At 65.9% G+C, this 22,726-nt stretch carries 23 protein-coding genes and 1 pseudogene; 11 read left to right on the top strand and 13 right to left on the bottom strand.

The window, feature by feature from the left end:
• Positions 1 to 144 precede the first annotated feature (144 nt).
• From ABZ078_RS37380 to ABZ078_RS37400, 5 genes are all read right to left on the bottom strand, one after another.
• Positions 145 to 1,518 (bottom strand): FtsK/SpoIIIE domain-containing protein, encoded by a 1,374-nt coding sequence (locus ABZ078_RS37380; RefSeq protein WP_356582917.1) that lies wholly within the window; start codon positions 1,516 to 1,518, stop codon positions 145 to 147.
• Between the two features lie 5 nt (positions 1,519 to 1,523).
• Positions 1,524 to 1,874, bottom strand: coding sequence for a hypothetical protein (locus ABZ078_RS37385; RefSeq protein WP_356582919.1), 351 nt, complete (start codon positions 1,872 to 1,874; stop codon positions 1,524 to 1,526).
• Between the two features lie 122 nt (positions 1,875 to 1,996).
• The gene (locus ABZ078_RS37390) at positions 1,997 to 2,725 is read right to left on the bottom strand and encodes a GntR family transcriptional regulator (RefSeq protein WP_356582921.1); all 729 of its coding nucleotides are present in this window, start codon (positions 2,723 to 2,725) and stop codon (positions 1,997 to 1,999) included.
• An 89-nt stretch (positions 2,726 to 2,814) separates the two neighbouring features.
• Complete coding sequence (locus ABZ078_RS37395; RefSeq protein ID WP_356582923.1) at positions 2,815 to 3,252, bottom strand: ATP-binding protein; 438 nt, start codon at positions 3,250 to 3,252, stop codon at positions 2,815 to 2,817.
• A gap of 277 nt (positions 3,253 to 3,529) precedes the next feature.
• Entirely contained in the window at positions 3,530 to 4,270 is a 741-nt protein-coding gene (locus ABZ078_RS37400) for a GntR family transcriptional regulator (protein ID WP_356582925.1), read from the bottom strand.
• A gap of 80 nt (positions 4,271 to 4,350) precedes the next feature.
• Between ABZ078_RS37400 and ABZ078_RS37405 the strand changes: the two genes are divergently transcribed.
• Both ABZ078_RS37405 and ABZ078_RS37410 read left to right on the top strand, forming a co-directional pair.
• Entirely contained in the window at positions 4,351 to 5,445 is a 1,095-nt protein-coding gene (locus ABZ078_RS37405) for a DUF1152 domain-containing protein (protein ID WP_356582927.1), read from the top strand.
• Between the two features lie 848 nt (positions 5,446 to 6,293).
• Entirely contained in the window at positions 6,294 to 8,912 is a 2,619-nt protein-coding gene (locus ABZ078_RS37410) for a ParA family protein (RefSeq protein WP_356582929.1), read from the top strand.
• Between the two features lie 82 nt (positions 8,913 to 8,994).
• On the opposite strand, the gene ABZ078_RS37415 is transcribed toward ABZ078_RS37410, so the two are convergent.
• Complete coding sequence (locus tag ABZ078_RS37415; protein WP_356582931.1) at positions 8,995 to 9,471, bottom strand: hypothetical protein; 477 nt, start codon at positions 9,469 to 9,471, stop codon at positions 8,995 to 8,997.
• 203 nt (positions 9,472 to 9,674) lie between these two features.
• Between ABZ078_RS37415 and ABZ078_RS37420 the strand changes: the two genes are divergently transcribed.
• On the top strand, positions 9,675 to 9,974 hold the full coding sequence (locus ABZ078_RS37420) for a hypothetical protein (protein ID WP_356582933.1): 300 nt from the start codon (positions 9,675 to 9,677) through the stop codon (positions 9,972 to 9,974).
• 280 nt (positions 9,975 to 10,254) lie between these two features.
• On the opposite strand, the gene ABZ078_RS37425 is transcribed toward ABZ078_RS37420, so the two are convergent.
• A complete protein-coding gene (locus ABZ078_RS37425; RefSeq protein WP_356582935.1) occupies positions 10,255 to 10,446 on the bottom strand; it encodes a hypothetical protein in 192 nt (63 codons plus the stop codon).
• Between the two features lie 147 nt (positions 10,447 to 10,593).
• On the opposite strand from ABZ078_RS37425, the gene ABZ078_RS37430 reads away from it, so the two are divergent.
• The 3 genes from ABZ078_RS37430 (at position 10,594) to ABZ078_RS37440 (ending at position 13,744) form a co-directional block, all read left to right on the top strand.
• Positions 10,594 to 11,757, top strand: coding sequence for a hypothetical protein (locus ABZ078_RS37430; protein ID WP_356582937.1), 1,164 nt, complete (start codon positions 10,594 to 10,596; stop codon positions 11,755 to 11,757).
• Positions 11,758 to 12,771: 1,014 nt separating this feature from the next.
• Positions 12,772 to 13,263 (top strand): MarR family winged helix-turn-helix transcriptional regulator, encoded by a 492-nt coding sequence (locus tag ABZ078_RS37435; protein ID WP_356582939.1) that lies wholly within the window; start codon positions 12,772 to 12,774, stop codon positions 13,261 to 13,263.
• A gap of 154 nt (positions 13,264 to 13,417) precedes the next feature.
• A complete protein-coding gene (locus ABZ078_RS37440; RefSeq protein ID WP_055715829.1) occupies positions 13,418 to 13,744 on the top strand; it encodes a GYD domain-containing protein in 327 nt (108 codons plus the stop codon).
• Between the two features lie 299 nt (positions 13,745 to 14,043).
• Here ABZ078_RS37440 and ABZ078_RS37445 read toward each other — a convergent pair whose 3' ends face one another.
• Positions 14,044 to 14,610, bottom strand: a complete 567-nt coding sequence (locus ABZ078_RS37445; protein WP_356582941.1) for a hypothetical protein — start codon at positions 14,608 to 14,610, stop codon at positions 14,044 to 14,046.
• Positions 14,611 to 14,847: 237 nt separating this feature from the next.
• Here ABZ078_RS37445 and ABZ078_RS37450 point away from each other — a divergent pair, with 237 nt between their 5' ends.
• Together ABZ078_RS37450 and ABZ078_RS37455 are read left to right on the top strand one after the other, a co-directional pair.
• Positions 14,848 to 16,062, top strand: coding sequence for a hypothetical protein (locus ABZ078_RS37450; protein WP_356582942.1), 1,215 nt, complete (start codon positions 14,848 to 14,850; stop codon positions 16,060 to 16,062).
• Between the two features lie 53 nt (positions 16,063 to 16,115).
• The gene (locus ABZ078_RS37455; protein WP_356582944.1) at positions 16,116 to 16,277 is read left to right on the top strand and encodes a DUF4259 domain-containing protein; all 162 of its coding nucleotides are present in this window, start codon (positions 16,116 to 16,118) and stop codon (positions 16,275 to 16,277) included.
• Positions 16,278 to 16,514: 237 nt separating this feature from the next.
• Here the strand turns inward: ABZ078_RS37455 and ABZ078_RS37460 are convergent, their stop codons facing one another.
• On the bottom strand, positions 16,515 to 17,117 hold the full coding sequence (locus ABZ078_RS37460) for a hypothetical protein (RefSeq protein WP_356582946.1): 603 nt from the start codon (positions 17,115 to 17,117) through the stop codon (positions 16,515 to 16,517).
• Between the two features lie 66 nt (positions 17,118 to 17,183).
• Positions 17,184 to 17,773, bottom strand: a pseudogene (locus ABZ078_RS37465) (dienelactone hydrolase family protein); the annotation flags it as partial.
• A 245-nt stretch (positions 17,774 to 18,018) separates the two neighbouring features.
• Between ABZ078_RS37465 and ABZ078_RS37470 the strand changes: the two are divergent.
• Positions 18,019 to 18,267, top strand: a complete 249-nt coding sequence (locus tag ABZ078_RS37470) for a hypothetical protein (RefSeq protein WP_356582948.1) — start codon at positions 18,019 to 18,021, stop codon at positions 18,265 to 18,267.
• Positions 18,268 to 18,358: 91 nt separating this feature from the next.
• On the opposite strand, the gene ABZ078_RS37475 is transcribed toward ABZ078_RS37470, so the two are convergent.
• The 3 genes from ABZ078_RS37475 to phoU all read right to left on the bottom strand — a co-directional run bounded on the left by ABZ078_RS37475 (position 18,359) and on the right by phoU (position 20,176).
• The gene (locus tag ABZ078_RS37475) at positions 18,359 to 18,610 is read right to left on the bottom strand and encodes an SCO4226 family nickel-binding protein (RefSeq protein ID WP_356582950.1); all 252 of its coding nucleotides are present in this window, start codon (positions 18,608 to 18,610) and stop codon (positions 18,359 to 18,361) included.
• A gap of 91 nt (positions 18,611 to 18,701) precedes the next feature.
• A complete protein-coding gene (locus ABZ078_RS37480; RefSeq protein WP_356582952.1) occupies positions 18,702 to 18,950 on the bottom strand; it encodes an SCO4226 family nickel-binding protein in 249 nt (82 codons plus the stop codon).
• A gap of 524 nt (positions 18,951 to 19,474) precedes the next feature.
• A complete protein-coding gene (gene phoU / locus ABZ078_RS37485; RefSeq protein WP_356582954.1) occupies positions 19,475 to 20,176 on the bottom strand; it encodes a phosphate signaling complex protein PhoU in 702 nt (233 codons plus the stop codon).
• A gap of 539 nt (positions 20,177 to 20,715) precedes the next feature.
• On the opposite strand from phoU, the gene ABZ078_RS37490 reads away from it, so the two are divergent.
• Positions 20,716 to 22,005 (top strand): ATP-binding protein, encoded by a 1,290-nt coding sequence (locus ABZ078_RS37490; RefSeq protein ID WP_356582956.1) that lies wholly within the window; start codon positions 20,716 to 20,718, stop codon positions 22,003 to 22,005.
• On the top strand, positions 22,002 to 22,682 hold the full coding sequence (locus tag ABZ078_RS37495) for a response regulator transcription factor (protein WP_015659563.1): 681 nt from the start codon (positions 22,002 to 22,004) through the stop codon (positions 22,680 to 22,682). Before ABZ078_RS37490 ends, ABZ078_RS37495 begins: the two co-directional genes overlap by 4 nt.
• Positions 22,683 to 22,726 lie beyond the last annotated feature (44 nt).

Raw genomic sequence — 22,726 nt, forward strand, 5'->3', positions numbered from 1 at the left:
ACACCGGACCACGGCCAACTCCCCACCCAGCACACCCGGTCAACGACACACCCGATCAAACGGACACGCCACCGGCGAATCAACCTGACCAAGCACTAGTAGGGACTTGGCGCGGGATGGCCGCGCCGACCGTGGGAGCGGGTGCTACTCGGTGACAGGGCGCGGAGTGGCTACCGGCCCAGAGCCCTTCACCGGCACAGACGGGACGTACGGCCGGAAGGTTGCGAGCGCCGGGACGTCGGGGGCGAGGTGGGCCGTCTCACGGCAGGTGGCCGCAGCGCCCGCAAGGGACAGGTAGGGAGTGCGGATGCGGGACCAGCCCCCGGAGGTGTCGCCGACGACGGCCAGGCCGGGCAGCTCGGTGGCGATGGCGCAGGCGGCGGAGACGGCCTCAGGGGCGATGTCGCCGAGCGCCATCTTCGCGGACGCTTCGTCGTTGACGCGGTGGCAGACACGGCCGGTGAGCTGGGCCCGGAGCATCGTCGCGCCCTTGCCCAACTCGGCGCCGAACCGCTGTCCGCAGACCTCCAGGTAGATGCCGGCGGCCCGGCCGAGCTGAGCGAGACGGATGAGGTGGGTCACCATCTCATCGCGCCGTTCCTCCTCCTTCCGCGTGGCGACGAGGAACAGTTCTGCCACCTCGTCGATGAACAGAACGATCGAAGCGGGCCGTTCATCCTCCGGCAGTCCCCAGACGTCCGAGGTGATCAGTTCATCCGGGGTGCCGGGGGCGATGCCCTGCCGGGCCTTGATCAGGTCGTAGCGGTCCTCCATTTCGTTCACCAGCACGGGAAGCAGATCGGCCGCCTGCTCCGGATCGGTCGCCAGCGCGGAGAGCCGGGGCGCGAAAGGCGCCAGCTCGACCCCGCGCTTGCAGTCGATGCCGACCAGGACCACCGGCTGAGCGGCCAGCCCGGCGAGCAGGTTCCGCAGGTACATGGACTTGCCGGACAGAGTGGCGCCGAGGACGAGTTCATGAGGCACGGCCCGGTAGTCGCGGACGAAGGCGGTCGCGTCCTCCCGCAGCGCCACCGGCACCCGGAGGGGGCCGCCGACGATCCGACGAGGCATCCGGACCTTCCGCAGGACATCGAAGCCGACGAGCCGGAGTTCGACAACACCAGGCTTGATGTCCCGGACGTAGACGGCGTGCACGCCCCAGGCATGCCGGAGCCGTTCGGCCGAGGCCGCCACGTCCGCCGGTTCCTGGCCGGGGGCCAGCCGCAGCCGGAGACGCAGGCCGGTTGAGGTGGGCCGGATCAGACCCCGGCGAGGCGGGACGGGCCGGACCTCACGGTGAGTGGTCGCTTTGATGGCAAGCGCCCGCCACGGGGACGGTTCGACGGTGAGGCCGCAGGCGTCCATCGTCGAGGAGTACGAGGCCAGCAGCCGGGCCACCGAGACCGGCAGGCCAACCGTGGACCAGTACGCCGCCGGGTGGGCGTGCCGGGCGTAGGCCGCGCCGCCTATCGCAGCGAGCGACCCGCCCAGCTCGGCCCACGTCATCAGGTCGGTCATGGTGTTCAGCCCGCCTGAGCCATCGGGAAGGCGCCGGGAGCAACGGCGGTGGCCCGGTATGCGATGCCGTGCCGCTGCTGGCCGTTGAACACGCTCTCCCAAGGGCGAGCGATCAGCCCCGGAAGCGAGACCGGAGCGCCGACGGTGAGTCCGTCAGTTACTCCGCTCTCCGGGACGGTGACCTGGATCAGAGACGACTCACCCTCGTCGATGAAGACGACACCGACGGTCATCAGGGCCTCGCCGCTCACGGCGTCCTTGGCGATCTCACCGGTCTGCCGGTCGCGCACCTTCGGCGCCGGAGCTTCGGTCAGCAGGATCGTGGCCGACGAGGCGTCAACGCGGATCGCACGCACAGGGAAATCTCCTTCTGGGTCGATCAACCTGCCACCTGACAGGTTGACTTAGCAAGTCGAAGCTAAGGATGCCAGGTTGACTTGTCAAGTAGGGCTCGGCGGGAACTGGCCCCGAACGAGGCTCAGTTCAAGCGATAGGTGTCTTCGAGTTCCTGCCGATCGGCAGGAAGCAGCACGTCAGAGACCTGCAACGCCTGTCCGGCAGCATCGCAGGCAATGACGAGAACGCTGAGGACGGGAACAGCATCGGGGAGGTCGAGAAGCTCCGCTTCATCACTCTCAGGCATGCGGGCCGAGACCCGCTCCGTCACATGATCGAAGCGGACCTTCTTCCGCGCCTCCAAGTGTTCGCGCGTACTGCCGCTCATGGCTTCGGTGCTCCCCAGCTCGGTTCCCTCGACCAGGCCGGCGGGGAAGTATGACGAAACCAGCTCGACCGCTTCGCCCTCCTCCTCGACAAGGAACCGGCGCATGAGGACCTTGGCCCGCTTCGGGAGCCCGAGCGCGGACGCGACGCGGGCGGGAACAGGGACTTCACCGACCTCGACAAGTCGTCCAGGAGTCTGCGACTCGTCGCGCGCCAGTGCCGCACGGCCACGACGGTCCTTCTCCTCGACGGTGGCCGGGCGCCCACGCACGATCGTGCCGTAGCCTTGGCGGGACTCCAGCCAGCCGTCCCGCTTCAGCAGCTCCAGCGCCCTCACGACAGTAGGGCGGGACATCCCGAAGGCCTGGACGAGCTGATTCTCACTGGGAACCCGCGTGCCCGGCGGATACGTACCGTCCTCGATGCGGCGCTGGATCGTCTGCGCGAGGCGAACGTACTTCGGTGCCTCCACTTCATACGCCATGAACGCCGCCCGTCGAGATTGGCCAAGTCAACTGGTCAACCAGACTAGCGACAATTCGACTGCCGCAGTAGACGCAGAGGCGGACTCTCTCAGGGCCGCCAGGCATCAGCCATCACGAAGGAGACGACCGTACCGCCGAAGCGGCTCGGGCCGGAGTGCCACGAGTCGGCAATGGCATCGACGAGGAGCAGCCCGCGTCCGTGGGCGTCGTTGGCGTCGGGGCGGCGCAGCCGCACGCTCGCCGGGAAACCTGGGTTGTGCACGTCGACCCGGAGGGAGTTCGCCTCGCGGTACCACTCCACCCGGACAACCCACGGGTCGTCCGACCGGCCGTAGGCGATGGCGTTGGTGACCAGCTCCGAGATCATCAGCGTGCAGTCGTCGACCGAGCAGGCCGGGTTGTAAGGGGCGATGAACTTCTGGAACCAGCGCCGGGCCCGAGGTACGGACTCGGGGGTGGGGTGCAAGGTCATCGCCCCGAGTCGCGGTGAGTCCGGACTGGGGTCGCGGTCGATTGTGTAGGCCATCCGCGCTCACTCCTTGCCGGTGCCGTCGCAGTCGAGGCACCGTCGCTTCGATGCGGCACGGGCACGGTCGTTGACGATGGAATGCGCCAGAGTCGTACGCGAGCTGACGCGTTTCCAACCGCGCCCCCGGCACCCTCGGCAGGCTAAGCGCGTGCCCTGTTCCGGCCGCTGACTCGTCACGCCGTGCCCCCTTCCGATCAAGTGGCCTTAGCCACTTACTGGATAGTGGCATTAGCCACTCGCGCCGTGCAAGCGGTTCGGCGGAACTAATGCGCCGTCAGGTGAGCGGGTAGCCCTGTTCGAACGCCCAGCGGTGCGGCGGGTATGTGGCTTCGGCGAACTCCAGCGGCCGGTCCTGGAGGTCGAAGACGACGTGATGGACGATCAAGACGGCGGAACCGGGTTCCAGTTGGAGGTCAGCGGCCTCCTCGTCCGTTGCAGAGCGCGCGCACATCCGGTCTTCGGCGTAGCTTCCTTGACGTCCCGTCATGTTCTCGACGTACATCAGGGTGCCCTCCTGAATCCGCTCCGGATCCGTGAGCTTGGGCGCCCTCTGGCCGACGTCCGGAGCGAACCACGAGGTAGACAGAGTGATGGGGCCGTCCTGGTTGTTGGTCACGCGCCGTCGGTGTACGGCCCGCCGGTCCTTGACCAGGCCCAACGCCTCAGCGACGTAATCCGGCGCCTCCAGCCAGCCGGCCGAGGTGATCACGGCGTACTCGCCGGGGGTGTAGATCTTCCCGGTTTGCCGCGCCCGCCCGTACAGCTCACGTGCCCGCCGGTTGACCTCCAGGCTCCGCACGTACGTGCCCGACCCCTGCCGCTTCTCGACCAGGCCCTGATGACTCAGAGCCTCCAGCGAACGAGCGGCTGTCGGCCTCGACACCTTCCAGTCCGCCGCCAGTTGACGTTCCGAGGGAACCTCGTCCCCCGGCCGCAGGTCCCCCCGAAGGATCTGATCGCGGATGAAGTGCGCGATCTGGAGATACTTCGGCTGAGCCTCCTCAATCTGAGGCATGCTTCCTCCTCGTCCAAGTGGCTATAGCCTCTAGCCACTATAGGGTGAGTGGCCAGTGTTCGAACCCGTACGCTGTCCGCATGACGCGGTTGATCGTCGCAGCAGGAGGAGGGGGCGACGCAGTCGCCGCCGCAATGCTTGATGCCGCCCTGTACGGCGGCGACGGCAGAGCGGTGATCTTCACGTACGCGTGGGACCGCCTCCTGGTCGACCCGCTACCGGGCCCAAGAGGAGTGGCCGACTTCACCGGCCTCGAACCCATCACGCCCGCCGTCTGGTCAGTGCCGGCCACTGCCCGCCCGATCGCTCCAGCGGGATCGACGCTCCCCCGACTCGCCGCCGAACTCCCGCACACCTTCGCCCTGATCGACCCGCACCACGGCGTCGAGGGCGTCACGCGCCAACTCGAAGAGCTGGTGAGCCACTTGGAGCCGGAGTCGATCGATCTTCTGGACGTGGGCGGCGACATCCTCGCGCGGGGCGACGAGCCGACGCTCAAGAGCCCGCTTGCCGACGCCCTCACCCTGGCCGCCTGCTGCCAAGTGAACGCGCCCATCCGGCTGTTGATCGCAGGCCCCGGCTTGGACGGCGAACTCTCGTCGGATGACCTGCGTCCCGCGCTCGGAGGTGTCACGCACACCCTCACGGCGAAGGACGTAGAGCCGATCAGCGCAGTCCTGGAATGGCACCCCTCCGAGGCAACTGCGATGCTCGCGGCGACTGCCCGAGGAGTCCGGGGCACTTGCGAAGTTCGGGACGCCGGGCTTCCCGTTCCTCTCACCGACGAGGGGGCGGCGGTCCATGAGGTCGACCTCGATGAAGCCTTGAGCCGCAACAGCCTGACTCGGGCCATCATGACGACCGCCACCTTGGATGAGGTCGAGGCGCACAGCCGCGAAGTCTGCGGATTCTCCGAAATCGACTATGAGCGCAACAAGGCTGCCTGGCTGAAGGAACAGCCGCCCGTAGAGCTCGACGCCGAGGCCGTTCTAGCCCGGCTCGACCAGTTCGAGGCGGAGGCCCGTAGCCGCGGAGTCACCCACACGACGTTCCGCCACATCACCGAGGCCTTGAACCTCGACGGCTCTCAGCGCGATGCCCTGCGCCAGCTGCTCATCAGCAGCCGCCCGGAGCAGTACGACGCGCCCCTGTGGCACATCGCAGCCGCATCCTGAGTAACAACCTTCTTCACGGGTTCAAGGCGGCTCGCTCCGCTCCCCGCGCGCGGCCCGGCCCCCGGCCGGGCCTGCGCTCCTGTCTCCGCCCCGCTCCAGCCCGGCCGGCGCCCCTGCCGCGCTCACAGCAATCAGCCGCCTGATGCCAGAGAAGGGGTACGTCGTGGCTGGGGCGGTCGGCTCCACGGCTTTACGGAGCCACTTTGGCACGAGCCTCGAAGATCATGGCCCCAACGTCGTGCTTTACCGGGCAGGTCCACTACCTGCCCGACGCGCCGGAAGCTTACGGGGCCATGATCACTCGCGCCAAAGCAGCGCCACCCCAAAGCCGCTCCACCGACCTTAGGTGAACCTCGCCACGCCCCTCCCGATCCTCACATCAGTCCAGTCCAGCAGCCATCGAAGACCAGAATCAGCGATCGCCGCTAGACTGCCAAGGATCATGGCAGGGGGGACGGTATCTTGCTAGAGGATGCAGCGCGAGCACGCCAACGGGAAGCCAAGCTGCTACAAGAGCACAACCAGTTGTGCGGCGCTGTCTACTTGGTTGGATACGTCGTCGAATGCAAACTTAAGACTCTCCTGAATAAAAAGGGGAAATCCTTCCCTCGATCAGGCTCGGCTGGACATGACCTTCGGGGGCTCTGGGATGCGGCCGGACTCAGAAGCCAGGATCTAAGCGGCCACAAGAAAGCCTTCATGGATACATGGACTACGAGTCTAAGATATAGCGCCAAGTTGCCTGACGGATCCTCAGCAGAAGAACTCCTCCGTGGAGCACAAGAACTAGCATCATACGTAACCTCTCGCATTCGTTACGCTCGACCGCACAACAGAGGAGGAAGGCGATGACCGGCGAGGCCACGACTAATCGATCTGTCCGGCAACAGATCGAAGGGAACGCCCATTCCGCCGGTTTGACCGATGCTCAAATTTACGTCACTGAAGACGGATTTGGATCTTATCTGGTTCGAGTAGTTCACGAATCGCTGGATGCTCTAAATGATTCAGAACGACGTAAGTTGCTCCTCAAGGGAGTGGCGAATATTGTATCGACTGCTGAACTAATCACTCCCAGCGAAGAGGAATGGTACGGGCCACCATTCAGTGAATCTACCGGTCAAATGCCTCTTTGGCATGAAGTCCTAAGCCGTCCACTCTCAGACGATGAGCTCACATTCGCCACCGATCTCGACCAAGACATCGAACTCCCAGCCATCGTCACTTTCTATTCTCTACGAGGTGGCGTCGGACGCACAACTGCGCTTGCAGCGGCTGCGCGCATTTTGTCTGAGCGTGGGCGTCGATTGCTTTGCGTTGACATGGATCTCGAAGCACCGGGGCTTGCTACCGTCTTGGGCTGCCCCGAACCTAGGGAAGATCAAGGAGTCCTTCCCCTTCTCCTGGCTCTAGAGCGAGGTGATGAAGTCGACATTCGAGATCACGTACTGCGAGTCAACGAGGGTGAGGAACTCTATTGCCTGCCGGCAGGACGGCTCAGTAGCGACTACGCCGATCGGCTTCGTTTGCTGGACCCTGAAATCTGGTACAGAGAGGCTGGCAATCCACTTCACCAACTCTTGCAGTTGGCCAAAGAATCAGCGCTTGAGCCGGATTTGATTCTTCTTGATTCTCGCACTGGCATCTCGCCGGTTGCCGCACCCCTTTTGTTCGACGTGTCGGATCTAGCCATCATTTGTTTTTACCCCCATCCCCAGGCAGAGCGGGGGACTGAGCTTCTCGTGAAAGCTCTAATGTCTGCCAAGAGCCGTAGGGCAACATCCGACACTCCGCTGACACCCGAGCCCCGGTTCATCGTTTCTCCAGTGCCGCCCGGACCGTCTGCAGAGACTGTCCTCACGCGCGCAGTCACATGGATCGACCACTGGATCGGTGACGCCCAAAGCCGCCGCCCTGGAGAATACGACCCCCTTCGAGCAGACGAAATTACTCACGCCGTAAGCTACTCGCCAGATACCGCCTTTCGAGACAAGGTAAGTAATGGCGTCGCAACTCGTGAAGCCTACGGAGCCGTGGCAGATTGGCTGGAGCAGTTGCTGCCCCAGACATACGCCCTCTCAGCTTCAAGCAGGAATCGAAAGCATGATGTACTGGAGCAACTCGACTTCTCTACTGGCACAGCAGAGCAGCAAGCGAGTCTTCTTGATGACTTCGTGCACACTCGCGTAGCGCAACAAGCACTTGATGCTCGATCGCCGCTAGTAATTGGCCGTAAAGGCACAGGGAAGACGGCTGTTTTTCGCTGGCTCATGGAGAGGTATCGCGAAAACGAAAATCCAGTTGTCGTTTTCTCCCCTCACGCCTTCAGGAATTCCTACAAGTGGACCCTCGGGTCCGAGGCTCTGGAAATTGTCGAATCGGAATTCCCAGGGGAGTCCGCGTGGACAACCTTCTGGCCTTGCTACACGGCATTGGCCGCATATTTCGCCCTGCCGCCAGAGGAGCGTGCAGATCCGCCCGCTAGATTCGAAATCAATAAAGAATCTCTTGATGCCGTCTACGACGAGCTGTCCACACTCGACGTGATCAAGCACATGATGAGCCGCCCCATGGCTGGCCTTCTCGGATCTCGATGGCTGAGAGACATCAACAGCAGTGCAAAGAACCGACACATGCTCCTCTTTGACGGCCTCGATACTGGATTCGGGAACAATGCCGAGAGCCGGAAGAGAAGGACTCGTGCTGTAACGGGTTTGATGACCTTCTTGACAGAGTCAGAAGCGCATCTCTCTTTGCTGTCTTTTAAAGTGATGCTCCGAGTGGACATCTGGCAACAGCTTCGGTTCGAAAACAAGAGTCATCTATACGGGCGCTCTGTTCAGCTTATGTGGCGGGATCAGAACGACTATTTCAAGACCGTACTCAAGCAAGCAATTCGCAGTGAAATCTACCGAGAGATGCTTGCGGAAACGCGAGTCGGCCCATCTGTCGACGATTGGCGGGACGATGAGGTGCGCCGTGCCTGGAATGTGCTCGTCGGAGAGCGAATGAAGGGAGGCAAGACAACCTTCACACGTAACTGGGTGTGGAATCGTCTAGCCGACGGTCAAGGAGATCACGGACCACGCTCACTCTCCCAACTTTTCCATGAGGCCGTCCAATGGGAAAAGCGGGAAGAAGCGCGGAGCAGTTACGACCGCAGCATCATGAGGCCGCGGGCTCTCGTACCTAGCCTTGACAAGGTTAGCGTCGAAGCACTTAGCGCTCTGCAAGAGGAGTTCCCTGAGCTCGATGGCGTTGTGGAAGCTCTCAGGAGCTTGCGGAGGACCCCGATCGAGCCGGGCGAAATCGAAGCAGTTGACCCAACCGCTGCCGAGCGTGTTGACCTCGCTCTCGAAGTGGGCCTCTTGGAGATCTACGAAGGCACGCAAGACGACGTACGTCGGTACAGAGTGCCCGACCTATACAGGCTCGCTCTGGGGCTGACGCGGCGAGGTCAGGCATAGGTCCTTGCCTCCACGACCAACTGCCGCCAACAAACGGCACCAGGCTTGTGTATATGCCCAAGGGGGCAGCCGTCGGACGGGCTCAGGGCGCGGTGCCGTCTTCGCTGATGCGCAGGTCGTCTCTCATGCGTGCCCGCAGCGCAGCAAGGGCGTCGTCATAACTTCGGCGGCCTTCCAGGTAAACGGGCTCAGTGGCTGCGACTCCCTCCATGACGCGATCACGGAGGTCTCGCAGACGGCGGAAGGCATCCTCCGATGCCTCTACGACACGACTGGGCGCGCTGATGGTCATCTGGTACCTCAGTCCGATGCACGGCCCGAACGCCTCGCGGGCCGTGGTCCGGCGCGTCGAGGGTGCCATGTCCGGGTCCCGAGCCACGTTGCCGCAGGCGTGACGGGCCTCGGACAGGCCGGCCAGGTACTCCCCGTACAGCGTGCGACGCGCTTGCGTTTTGCGATCAAGGTGCTCTCGCCTCCAGCGTTGACGGTCCAGAAGCATGGCGGACCCTGTAGCGATCGCCGCGCCAACTATGGTGCTGATCAAGGTGATCCATTGCATGGACCGACCGTAGCCATTACCGCGATGTTGACCGACACCGCACCACAAGCGCACCAGATCGGGCGGGGAACAGCGGGGAGTCACGGTAAAGTCAGCCGAACCCGACGACGCCGCACCTCACCCGTTCGCGCAGGTCAGGGCACGGATGGGCTGCGAATGATCGCAGCTTCCCAAGCTGAGAGTCCGGCACCTACCCTTTGCTCATGGTCGACATCGAGCTTCCGCGGGGCTTGGTCGCATTGCAACTCAGCGTGTACGCAGCTCGGCTGAGGCTGGTTGAGCACGTTCGTGCGAACGGGCCGGTACGTGACTGGAGCCCTGGCACCGATGCTGAGGGAGCGGATCTGCAAGACGCCTGCGAGGTGAGTGAGGCCGTACTGCAAAAGGCGATCGACGAGAGCGGCCTGGAGCAGAAGCATGGCCGGCGCGCTCTTCGCCGAGCCCTCATGGCGGCAGCCGGACAGCAAATGCCGAGCCAGCCCCGTACGCCCGACCCCACGTGAGTGTCTAACTGCGTGACAACGCCCACGCACAGCAGCGGACAAGCGCGAACACCCGCGGACCGTCAGCCCAGATGAGAGCCACACCAGCCCAAGGCACCGCCCTCACCCAAGTTGCTTCGGGAAGAAGAAGTCACCGCGCAATGTCTTGTCCACCGCGGTTCCGCCGTCGCAGGTTGCTGACGCCGGCCTGCCCACCATCAGCGCCGGAAAGCAGAAGGGCCCACCGACTTCATCGGCGGACCCTCGCGAAAGATCGCGGTTAGTCACTTCTGCGGGAAGGTCACAGCGTCCAGGGGGCGAGGAGGTGGCAGTCCAGGATCTTGTGGGCTGTCTTCCGGCGGGATCGGCTGGGGTGGAACGGGGCGACGTGCACGATGACGACGTACACGGTGATCCAGATGTACAGGGCCGTGATCAGTGCCCAGGACAGGGGGCCGGTCGTCGGGAGGAGGTCGGTGAAGGTCATCGGCATGGGTTCTCCTGGTTCGTTGCCGGGCCGTGTAGTCCGGCGGTTCCCCAAGAGCACCACGTGCGGGGCACCTGGCCTTGGTGAAGGTGGGGGGTCTCTATATCTTCCGAAGCCACGTCCTCTTGTGGCGGGAGTGGGTAGATTCGCACCATGTCTTCTACGGCTGGTCCGGTATCCGCTGATCAGCAGCTCATCGACCACGCGCGACAGCACGGCTACGGGGTGTCGACAAAGCAGCTCGCGTCCTGGCGGCGGGCGGGTCTATTGCCAAGGCACAGGGTGCGGGCATTGGGCCGGGGGCGCGGGAGTGCGTCGGTTCCGGCCGACGAAGCATTCGGCTTGGTCGTGGCGCTCGCCCGGTTGGCCCGGCGTGGTGCTCGACCGTTTCATTTGGTGCTGGCCTTGTTCGGCGAGGGACATCCGGTGCCGGAGCTCGCGGTGCGGGAGGCCTTCGGGCAAGCCGTCCGGGGTCTTGGTACCGGTCTCGGTGACGAGGGTCCGATAGCCCGAGAGGACGAGGAGGAGTGGGCGGAGCGTGTCGCCGACGAGGTGGTCGCCTCCGGTCAGCGGGTCCGACTCGTTCCCGCTCGGGCCCGCCGGATCGATGAGGGAATCATCCGGTGCATGCGTAACCGGGGTGTGATGTGGCCTCCGCCGGAGCTGGCTGAGCTGGACCTGAACCCAGACCCTCCGAATCTGTCCGACAGCGATGTTACGGCTGCGGTAGTGACCACGGTGCTGCGCGGGGGTGCCGCCATCACGCCGCAGGGAATTGGTGATGTGCTGCGGGCCATGCAGCCTACGGGGTGGTACAACCCATGGGCGTCCTTGGCTGAATACACGGTCGTGGACGTCCCGGATCTTGCCGAGGAGGTGTTTTCCCCCGATGGCGGTATGAGCACCCTCCCCGACCGCCCTGTCCTCGACACCCTGCTGTGTCTGGCGGAGACAGCGCCCCTGGATGATCTACGGGACGCTTGGGAGGCGAGCGGAGCGACCCGGGAATGGGCTATCGACCTGTGCGTACGAGTCGAGGCGGAGATTGAGGCCAACCTGCTGGATGACGCGGCCTACGAATGGATGATGGGCAGAACCCTTGGGATGGGCATGCTGCTGATGGCCGACGTGAGTAAGCGTCACTGGTCCCCGGCGGACCAAGCGTCGACTTCCGTGGGTCTGTTGATGATGCGGCAGGGGTTCCGCTATCTCGATGAGAAGGTGCCCGGCTGCGAGTGGGAGCTGCTCGAATCCCCCGCCATGATGCCACCCCCGCTACTGCCGTTCTTCCGGGCCGGTCTCGGCCGCTCCGGGTGAGGACATAGCCTCGCGCTTTCATGGAGCGGGCTGTCCGAGGGGCGCTCTGGGAACCGGAGAGTGACTTTGAACAGCGATTTTCGATGTCAAGAAGACGCTCTCCCAGACGACTACTACAGCGCGGCGTGCGTACAGGAACATGCCGCCTGACTGCTCGCCTGGTCAGCGGAACCAGCAGCGTGGCCGAGGCGAGTGGGAGCACAGCGAGGAACACACGCGCGAGGCCAGCAGGCACCCCCGCCGTCGTGGCTGACTGCCATCAGCTGAGCTTCAGGCGAGGCATGTCGAGGGCGTGGGCCGTCGTCGAGCGTGCCGAAGCTGGGCCGCCCCTGGGCCGTCCGAGGCCGCTCGGCAGTGGCCAATGACGACCAACGACGACGACCAGGCGCACGAGCCCACCGCCTCTGATCAGCAACAACCCAGCTCACCAAGATCCCCGACAAGACCCAGGGCAAGAGGAAGTAACGCGACGCCATTAAGCCCCCCACCTGCGGTTTCGCTGCGGGTGGGGGGCTTTTCGATGGCTTCGGGTCGTTTCTGGGCCGTCGGCTGCTAGGTCGGGCCGTCAGGTGCGCCGGCGGGACCATGTGGCTTGTGCCGTGCCTCAACGGCCAGTTGTTCCATAGCTGGAACAAGTTGTCCCAGGTGTTGAACGACAGGAAGTCTCCCTCGTGAGGGAGGGTTCCTGTCTCTACTGGCACGTTTGCCGCGAGCTAGCGAGATTTCTTTCTCGCGAGGAAGAAAGACTTCCTTGCGAGAAAGAAAGGAAGTGTTAGCGCTCTCTTCCAGAGCCTGCGTACTCCAGTACTCCAGTGCCACTTCGTGATTCATGTGCGGGACGCATCGGCGAGCTGTCGTCGGTGGTGGTCTCGGCGCGCCTTGGCGTGGTGGCGCGCGAGGCTGCGGCGGATCCGCAAGTGGTGGGTCGCCGGTTTCGATGTGTACCTGGGGCGAGTTGCAGTGAATGCCGCATTCCGATTGTTCGGTGCGGCGGGGGAATGTAGCGTCACGATCATGGAATTACTGACCGGAACCACCACTGACCAGGCACCGGCAAACCCGGCCGCCACCGATGACATGCTGGCCACCCAGCCGGTCGGCTACTGGTGCGGCCTGACCCATGCGACCGTCACCCGGCACCTGCGTGATGCCATGGCCAAGATCGACGTCACGCAGCCGCAGTACTGGGTACTCAACCGCGTGAACGGCGGTCCCACAGCGCCGAGCCGCGAGGAGGTCGTCGCGCAGCTGACGCACCTTGCCGACGGGCCGCACGAAATCGCCAGGGTCGTCGACCAGTTGCTCCACCGCGAATGGCTCAGGATCGACGACGGGCAGCGCCTGCACCTCACGGATGCCGGGGAGGTCGCCAGAGCGCGGCTCCGTGAGCTGGCGACCGACGTACGCGCTGTGGTCCACCAGGGCATCAGCGACGAAGAGTACGTGGCCGCGCTTAAGGTACTGCGCAAGATGGTGGCCAATGTCGAGGGCGTTGGGGGCGCGTAGTCATCCGTTGTCGTTGCGCGCTCTTGTGACCGCCTAGGCGGGAGCGCGTGCGGCCACCCCGTGGTCGCCGCGGCCGTTCGGGGGAGACGTGCGCGACCTTGGGGGCGTATCCCACCCTGCGGGGCATCCCTTGCTGGGACGAAAGGGAGACATGATGCCGCTCTATCTATCGAGGTTCAGCTACACGCCGGAGACCTGGGCGAGACTCATCGGCCACCCCGAGGACCGCGCAAAGGCCGCTCAGTCGTACATCGAGTCCGTCGGCGGCAAACTCCACGGCTTCTGGTACGCGTTCGGCACCCGCGACGGCTACAACTTGTGGGAGGCCCCCGACAACGTCTCCATGGCCGCGGTCGCCCTGGCGATCAGCGGAGGCGGCGCACTCAGCTCGTTTGAGACGACCGTTCTCCTGACCGTCGACGAAACCATGGATGCCCTGCGCAAAGCGGGGCAAGTCCAGTACCGGGCCCCTGGCGCGTAGCGGTCCCGATGGCGCTCGGAACCATGGCCCGGACCAGCAAAAACCCAGCTCACCAAGATCCCCGACAACACCCGGGGCAAGAAGAAGTAAGCCGGATCGCTCAAGCCCTCTGCCTGCAGGTTATCCGCTGGTAGGGGGCTTGTTGCTGTGCTTGGGCTGTCTTTGGACCGTCAGGGGCGACGACGTGAGCGACGCACTCGGATGTCGAGGACGATCACCCAGGGATGAGGTGCGCATACACCCGAAGGGTGAGGCCCGGGCCATGGCATCGAAGCCCCAGCCTGCGCATACGACGGTGATCAGTCTCCCGGGCGGTCGAAGGTCTCCACCGCGGAGCGGAAGTTGTCCTGTTCCGGCGCAACGGGGTTGATGACGGCTACGAAGTCGGAGAGCGCAGTCTCGGACGGAGTGCCGTCCTCGTTGACGCTGCCAGGTTCGTCTTCCCACGCGATCAAATGGATCACCACCGAGTAGCGGCCCACGGGCAGATCGAACCGGACGGTCTCAGAACATGCGTCGTCCCCCACGGCCTCGATGCCGCTGAGCCACACCTGACCCGCCGAATGAAGGAGGTAGGCGTCCGAGGCGACCAGGCAGTGCCTGCTCTCCCGCTCGGTCAGTTGGGCAGGCCGGCCGACCTCACCTATGCGGACCACGACTCCGAAGGCCCCATCACTTCGTATGTTGACGGGGACCAAGGCACCAGTCCGGATGTGCCGTTCAACGTCCTTGTCCTCGCCGAGCCGCGCGTCCCAGGTGTCGTAGTCAACGATGCCGGCGAAGCGCTGCGGGTCCCACAGGGCAAGCATTCCAGCATCGGTTGCCACCGTGGGCACAGCTTCGGCAGGGCGCGGCGAAAGACTCACCCGGGGATCCTGCCACGCGCGTCTGACAACTGGCAGCCCCGGTCATCCAGGCCCCAAGCCGACGCAGCCGAACCCCGCCCCGATCCCAGCGACCAGTGACCAGTGACCGGTGACCAGTGACCGGTGACCAGTGAGCAGTGACCGGTGAGCAGTGACCAGTGCGAAGAAACCGGACAGTCAGTCGGAAGAGGAGCAATAAGCCACCTTCCGCCGCCAGTTCACCACTAACCTTCTGTTGTGACTGACATCACCACCATCAGCCGGGCAGGCTCAAGTACGGCCCGTACCGGCTGGTTACTCTGGCGAATCTTCAGGCAGCGCCGCTGGTTCCAGTACCTGCGGTATCAAGCCGTGGTGAGCGCCCTGCTGTTTCAGGACGACACGGACCAGCCGACGCCACCCCGTGTCAACGAGGCAGCGCTGCGTCTGTGCGAGATCCTCGACACGATCGCGGTCCCCATGGAGGTGCAGGGCGGTTTTCTGAACAAGTGGGCACGCAGGTTCCGGGAGAAGATCACCCACGGCATCCGCTACCCCCGTCACGAAGGCCCGGACAGGTACACCTACTACGAGCGGCTACGCGATTGGGCAGAGGCCGCAGCGAGCACCGATGAGGGCGACGCGGCGCTGACCTACGCGAGATTTCCGTCAGGAGATGATCGCGCCCGCTTGTTCGCCGCCAGGGTCGTGGCGAAGACCTCAGGGCTGCTTTTGAGCCATGACCTTCCTGATGCGCTGAACCGGCTCCGAGAGAACATGGCGGCGGAAATCCATCAGGATCGCTCCTGGACGCAGGAGGCAGCCATCCACCGACGGCTCATGGTGATGGCGCGGTCGGCCGGTGCTGGTCTGGCCTCCACTCTCCTGTTCGACGTGGGCTTCAACAACGAACTCCCGAGCTCACTCACCATGGGCGGTCTGGCCGCCGCGTCCACAGCGGTCGTCGAGGTCACCAGTGGAGGTTTCGGAGGGCTCACCGAGCAGATGAAAGCCGCTCGGCGTCAGGCCCGCGCATGGCTCTCCACGACGTCCCTTTGGCTCATCCGGTACGTGACATGGCCAGGCGGAGCGACCGGGGAGAGGCCCGCCGGAGACGGGCGTGAACTCCGTGAGCTGATCCGCATCGTCAACGGGCTCAGGTCGGGGGAGGCCAAGCTTGCGCCTCCTGAAGACAACGCACTGATCAGGGACCATCTGGACCGCCTGATCGAGGTCGCCAACCGAGTGGGGGACCGAGATCTTGAAACGGCGTTGATGAACCTGCAGACCGCGGTCATCTACGATCCCGCGGAGATCCTCAACCCGCTGACGGCGCTGATCACCATGGTCGACGGGATACCTGACAGTCCCGGACCGAAACGCAGTGGCCACCCAGTCGGGCTCCCTCCGGCGCATGGGGTCCCCCACCAGCCCGGCCAAAGAGATCCCATGCCCGAACCAGAACTCGACTAGCAATGGCTACGGCTCGGGCGTTCGGCCGGCTCAGCGCCTCATCCGGCTCCAGGATGCCGCAGCTTCCCAAACTGATGTGCTTCGCTGTCAGCGGCCAGTGCACGGATGTTCATCCGTTCGACAACGACATGGCCGCAGACTTCGCCAACGATCTGGACGACGCCGTCATGCCGGAGCGCGAAGCCCTCATCTTCCTGTCCTGCCCGCGACCTTAGACCGTTGGCCGTTGGCCGTTGGCCGTCGAAGCCTTGGACCAGGTCCTCGCGGACGAATGGCGAGCAAGTATCGGCCGACGCCGCTGTGTTGTTGTTGATGTGACGCCCAGGAAGGTTGTTGCATAACCGCGCACGCATAAGCCCCCTACCTGCGACTTTCCCGCGGGTAGGGGGCTTGTTGCCGCAGCCGGGGCCGTCGTCGCTCCGCCGACCTCTCGGACGGGCCGGACAGCGCGGTCAGAGAAGGTCCCGCCAAAAGGGGACCCTTGCTCGCGGGTTCCAGCTGTCGTCCACGTCGCCGCGTGCCTCGTCGAACTCCTGGTGCATGTAGTCGACCAGGTCCAGCCCATAGAAGATGACGTCGGTCTGCCACATCGAGAGCACCGGATGCCCGTGGGTTCCCCGGCCGGCCGGGAGATACCGATGGGCGTACACGGGCACCAGCGCGGGCGCTTCCGCGAGATGACGCCGGGCCACCGCCAGTGCCGCCGCCTCGTCGGCCGGACGCTCACCCCAGCTCTCGTACCAGAAGCCGTTGTGCTCAACGCTCAGGAGTACACCCTCGACGGGCCAGTCGAGTCGATCACGCAGCGCCTCCGGATCCCCGCCGCGCCATTCGGGCCAAGGCTCGGACCAGGTCTGTCCCTCCTCGGGCGGAACGTTCACGGGAAGGCCGGCCGCGAGGAACGCGCGGTGGTCGTCCGCGAACGTGAAGCCGTACTCGCGCTCGATGCGCGCGAACTCGGCGTCCGACAGCCCCGGCTCGAACTCATAGAGCCCGGTCTGTGCCAGGCGACGCGCGGCTTCCGCCCCCAGACGTGCACCCTCGTTGTCGATCACCTCCGCACGCTAACGCCGACTGGCGCCTGCCGTCGCCCGAATTGCGAGGGGCTCCGACCGGGATCCTCAGCTCTTGCCCAGGGTGCGGTGGAGGAGACCGAGCAGGTGGTCCCCATGGCGTTGCAGCGCCGAAGGGTTGAAGGCGTCGGTGTCGGCCATGGTGTAGCCGTGGACGGTGCCGGCATAGACCTCGCAGGTGTAGCGGACACCCGCGGCGTCCAGCCCCCGGTCGAGCTCGGCCATGGACTCGGGTGACATGTCGTTCTCGGAGAGGCTGAGGTGGACTTCGGCCGTGATCTCGGGGACGAGGCGGTGCGGGCTGTCGGGGCGTCGGTGACCAGGAAGCCGGGGTGGAATCCGGCGACGGCGGCCACCTGGTCGGGGTGGGTCGCCGCGGTGCGCACCGCCAAGGCGCCGCCGATGCAGTAGCCGAGCACGGCGGCCGGTCCGGCGCTGACCTCGGGCTGAGTGGTGAGGAACCCGAGGTAGGCGTCGGCGTCGCGCTGGACGCGTTCGGGGGTGTGGGCCTCGACCAAGGGCATCAGCCGGCCGACGACCGCGGGCCGGATCTCTTCTCCGATGTGCTCGGGAAGGTCGACCACCGGCGCCGGGCCGTGCCGGTAGGAGAGGTTGGGGACGAGCACGTAGTACCCGTGTCAACACGACGGAGGCGGGGCCCGCGCGGCGGCAGCGCAACAGCCCCGTTCGAAGAGTGGGCCCGCACCGGCCCCTACGGCGCTCAGGAGAGCACCGGGTCACCAAACCGTGCGTGGCGCAATGGCGTCCCGGTAGTCATCGCAACAGGCCCTGGCCCACCGGACAGGAGCAGGCGCCGACACCACCCCTGACTCACGGCTGGCAAACTGGCCGCCTGTCGTGGGCACTTCGGGTAGGGGGCGCGATGCGTGGGCGTACGAAAGCGTGGCTGATCGGTGCTTGGGCTGTGCTGGTCGCCGGTAGCTGGTCGTTCACGGAGTCGATCAACGACGGGATCGAGCCGACCTCGGGCCCGCGGCCGAAGTCGTCGTCGGACTCGCCCTCCGCGTGCTCGGCGCCGACGCCCACACCGTCGGACGACGCGAAGAACGACTTCGCCGATTACTACGCCGAGCCCAAAGGAAGCGTCGTGATCGTCTGCCGGAGCCGGTGAGCAAACGTCGTCAACGCGACCTTCCCCTGTCCGCCACCTCGGCGGACAGGGGAAGGAGGACCGAAGAACCGTGCTGTCGCGGCGCCGTACCTCACACCACCAGCGGCACCGCATGGATCTCGTCCGGCGCCGCACCGCCCCCGCGTTCGTGGGCGCGCTTGACCGCCTCGGGTGAGGGGCCCTCGCTGAGGCAGTAGACCGTGCCGGAGTCCGGGTCCGCCCAGGCGTGTTCGAAGTGAACTCCTTCTTCCTGCTCGACGGCGGCGGTGGCGTCGTGGCCCTGTTGCAGTTGTTCGGCCGTGATGCCCTGCATTCCGTGGTGGACGTCCATGAACCGTGTCACGGGCTCCGCACCTCCTTCCCGTTACGTCCCCCGTTTCTCGCCCGTCCCGTCCGGCCCCTTGCCGGGTTCCGGGAGGGTGCTTCTCGCGCCCTCAGACCGTCAGCGGAACCGGATGGACCTCGTCGGCCTTGTGCCCGGCGCGCTCGTGGATGCGCTGGACCGCTTCGGCCGAGGGTGCCTCGGAGAGGCAGTAGACGACGCCGGACTCGGGGTCGGCCCAGGCCCGCTGGAAGTGCACGCGCTCGTCCTCCTCGATGGCGAGGTCCGCGTTGTGCGCTTCGCGCAGCTGTTCGGCCGTGATGCCCTTCATCCCGTGGTGGACGTCCATGAACTGAGCCATGTGTCCGCACCTCCTTCCACAACCCGGGGTGCGCTCACCTGCTCTCTTCTGCTCTCCTTCCATGCTGCGCCCGGACGGCACGGCGAGCGAGGCGAGCACGGTGAAGGGCCCCGGTGTTGCGTCCATCGCACCGGGGCCCTTCACCGTCGTGACAGATCTACGGCGTCGTACGCCGCCGTACGTCCGCCGCTGCCTCCTGCATCCTCACCCGCACTGGCAGGGATTCCCCGACTGGCACCCGCACCCGCAGCCCGAGCCGCAGCCGCAGGCGCCGACGAGCGGGAGGCTCCTGACGTCGGTGGGCTGGTCGGTCGGGCGATACTGCGTGGGGTCCGGTGTCGTGCCGGCGCTGTTGGGGGATTCGGCCATGGTCCCTCCTCAAGGCTGGTGCCTGTGCCCATTGCATGCCCGCCCCGCTGGGCGCATCAACGGCGCACAGAGGCTTGCGCACGCCCCGAACAGGCACCCGCAAGCCCGCCACGAGCCCAGCCGGCAGCCCCGAAGGCTCAGAAGGCTCAGAAGGCTTACGCCCCTTCCGCCCCGGAAACCGGCTGGATCTCCGGCTGGATGTCGGCCTGGAGCTCATCAGCGTGCTCACCCGTCACCAGGTACACCACCCGCTTGGCCACGGCCACGGCGTGGTCGGCGTACCGCTCGTAGTAGCGGCCGAGCAGCGTCACGTCCACGGCCGTCTCGATGCCGTGCTTCCAGCGCTCGTCCATCAGGTGCTGGAAGAGCGTGCGGTGGAGCAGGTCCATCGCGTCGTCGTCCTGCTCCAGCTGGAGCGCGAGGTCGACGTCCTTGGTGACGATCACCTCGGCCGCCTTCGCCATCAGGCGCTGCGCGAGCTGGCCCATCTCCAGGATGGTCGCGTGCAGGTCCTGCGGGATCGCCCGCTCGGGGTAGCGCAGCCTCGTGAGCTTGGCCACGTGCTGGGCGAGGTCGCCGGAGCGCTCCAGGTCCGCCGACATCCGCAGCGAGGTCACGACGATACGGAGGTCCGTCGCCACCGGCTGTTGGCGGGCGAGCAGCGCTATGGCCCGTGCCTCCAGGTCGTGCTGAAGATCGTCGACCTTCTGGTCGGCCTCGATCACGCTCTCGGCCAGCTTCAGGTCGGAGTCGAGGATCGCCGTCGTGGCGCGCCCGATCGCCGACCCGACCAGCCGGGCCATCTCCACCAGGCTGTCGCCGATCGAGTCCAGTTCCTCGTGGTACGCGTCCCGCATCAGGGGTCCCTCTCTTACGTCTGCCTCGGGGGTTCCGGGGGCCGGAGACTGTCGTCGAACCGTCCGGTCCGCTCCGCCAGTCCGCTCCGCCACCCGATCTGTCAGTCCACTCCGCCGGTCCTGCCGACTCAGCCCGGTCCAGCCGTCCCGGCCGACCCGCCGTCCCGATCGACCCGCCGTCCCGGCCGACCCGTCCAGGCTGAACCGACCCGACCCTGTGGGCCTGGCCCGTCAGTCTTGTCGTCAAACCAGCCAAGCCGTCAAACGGTCAAACCGACAGTCTTACCGTCTTACCGTCATGACTCCGACAGTAAGACTGTCGCGAAAACGCCAGTCGGACTGTCGTGAAACCATCAGTGTGATCTCCACGCTAAACCGCCAGGGCGAACCCGACGCTCCCACGATCCGGCCCCTACGCGTCCGTTTCCGCCACCCCAAATGAACCAATACTGGCTCCAAGGTGAACTCTGGGCGACGAGTGTTCGAGGTCGCACTCCGACGGCTGTGGCCACCGCCTGCCCCATGCCTAACCTGGAAGCATGGACGTGAACGCGGCGGTCGCCGCAGCGGCAGCGATCGCCGGGGTACTCACCGGCGTCATCGCCATGCTGGCGTTCCGCTGGAGCGAACGCGACCTGAAGCGACCCACCCGAACCTCCCTGCACACCGACCCGGTCCTGCCGCCCGGCGTGGACACGGTCCTGTCGGTGCTGCGCTCCTCCGCCGTCGTCCTCGACGAAGGGGACGCGGTCGTCAAGGCCAGCTCGGCGGCGTACGCCCTCGGCCTGGTGCGCGGCGGCAAGCTCTCCGTCGAGCCCATGCTCCAGATGGCCCGGGACACCAGACGGGACGGGGAGATACGGCAGGTCGAGCTGGACCTGCCCCGGCGCGGTACCGGACGCGGCGATGCCCTCGCCGTGTCCGCGCGCGTCGCGCCCCTCGGCTCCCGCCTCGTCCTCCTCCTCGTCGAGGACCTCACCGAGGCCCGGCGCATAGAGGCGGTGCGGCGCGACTTCGTCGCCAACGTGAGCCATGAGCTGAAGACGCCGGTCGGCGCGCTCTCCCTGCTCTCCGAGGCCGTCATGGACGCGTCCGACGATCCGGAAGCCGTGGAGCGGTTCGCCGGGCGGATGCAGATCGAGGCGACCCGGCTCACCAGCCTGGTGCAGGAACTCATCGACCTCTCCCGGGTGCAGAACGACGACCCGCTGGAGGACGCCGAGCCCGTCCGCGTCGACGAGCTCGTCGCCGAGGCCATGGACCGCTGCCGGCACGCCGCCGGGACCAAGCAGATCACCATGGCCGCCGGAGGCACCCAGGACCTCAGCATCTGGGGCAACCGCGGCCAGCTCGCCGCCGCGCTCGGCAACCTCGTCGAGAACGCCGTCAACTACTCGCCCGCCCGCACCCGTGTCGGCATCGCCGCCCGCCGGGTCAGCGCCCCGGGCGGAGACCTCATCGAGATCGCCGTGACCGACCAGGGCATCGGTATCTCGGACAAGGACAAGGAGCGTATCTTCGAGCGCTTCTACCGCGTCGACCCGGCCCGTTCCCGTGCCACCGGTGGCACCGGCCTCGGTCTCGCGATCGTCAAGCACGTGGCCGCCTCGCACGGCGGGGAGGTCACGGTGTGGAGCTCTGAGGGACAGGGCTCCACCTTCACCCTGCGGCTGCCGGAGGCCGGTGCGGCCCGCGACCGCGCACAGCAGCACCCCGACCTCGACGACGAGGCCGGACAGTCCGCCGGCTCGAATCCCCGCACATCCCCCGACTCACCCCCAGACACCACCGCGTACGAAACGCTTTCCGCCCCGGAGGTCCTTCCGTGACCCGTGTGCTCGTCGTCGAGGACGAGGAGTCCTTCTCCGACGCCCTGTCGTACATGCTCCGCAAGGAGGGCTTCGAGGTCGCCGTCGCGACCACCGGGCCCGACGGACTCGACGAGTTCGAGCGCAACGGCGCCGACCTCGTCCTGCTCGACCTGATGCTGCCGGGTCTGCCCGGCACGGAGGTGTGCCGTCAGCTGCGCGGCCGCTCCAACGTCCCGGTGATCATGGTCACCGCCAAGGACAGTGAGATCGACAAGGTCGTCGGCCTGGAAATAGGAGCCGACGACTACGTCACCAAGCCGTTCTCCTCGCGTGAGCTGGTCGCCCGTATCCGGGCCGTCCTGCGTCGCCGCGGTGAGCCGGAGGAGGTGACGCCGGCCGCCCTGGAGGCGGGCCCGGTCCGCATGGACGTCGACCGCCACGTGGTCACGGTCTCCGGCTCCAAGGTCGACCTCCCGCTCAAGGAGTTCGACCTGCTGGAGATGCTCCTGCGCAACGCCGGCCGCGTCCTGACCCGTATGCAGCTCATCGACCGCGTCTGGGGCGCCGACTACGTCGGGGACACCAAGACCCTCGACGTCCACGTCAAGCGCCTGCGCGCCAAGATCGAGCCGGACCCGGGCGCGCCGCGGTACCTGGTGACGGTGCGCGGGCTGGGTTACAAGTTCGAGCCGTAGACCGCGGCGGGAACTCGGTCGCCACACCGAGGACGACAGAAGGG

Origin of the sequence: Streptomyces sp. NPDC006385, assembly GCF_040612485.1 — a bacterium.
Taxonomy (GTDB): Bacteria; Actinomycetota; Actinomycetes; order Streptomycetales; family Streptomycetaceae; genus Streptomyces.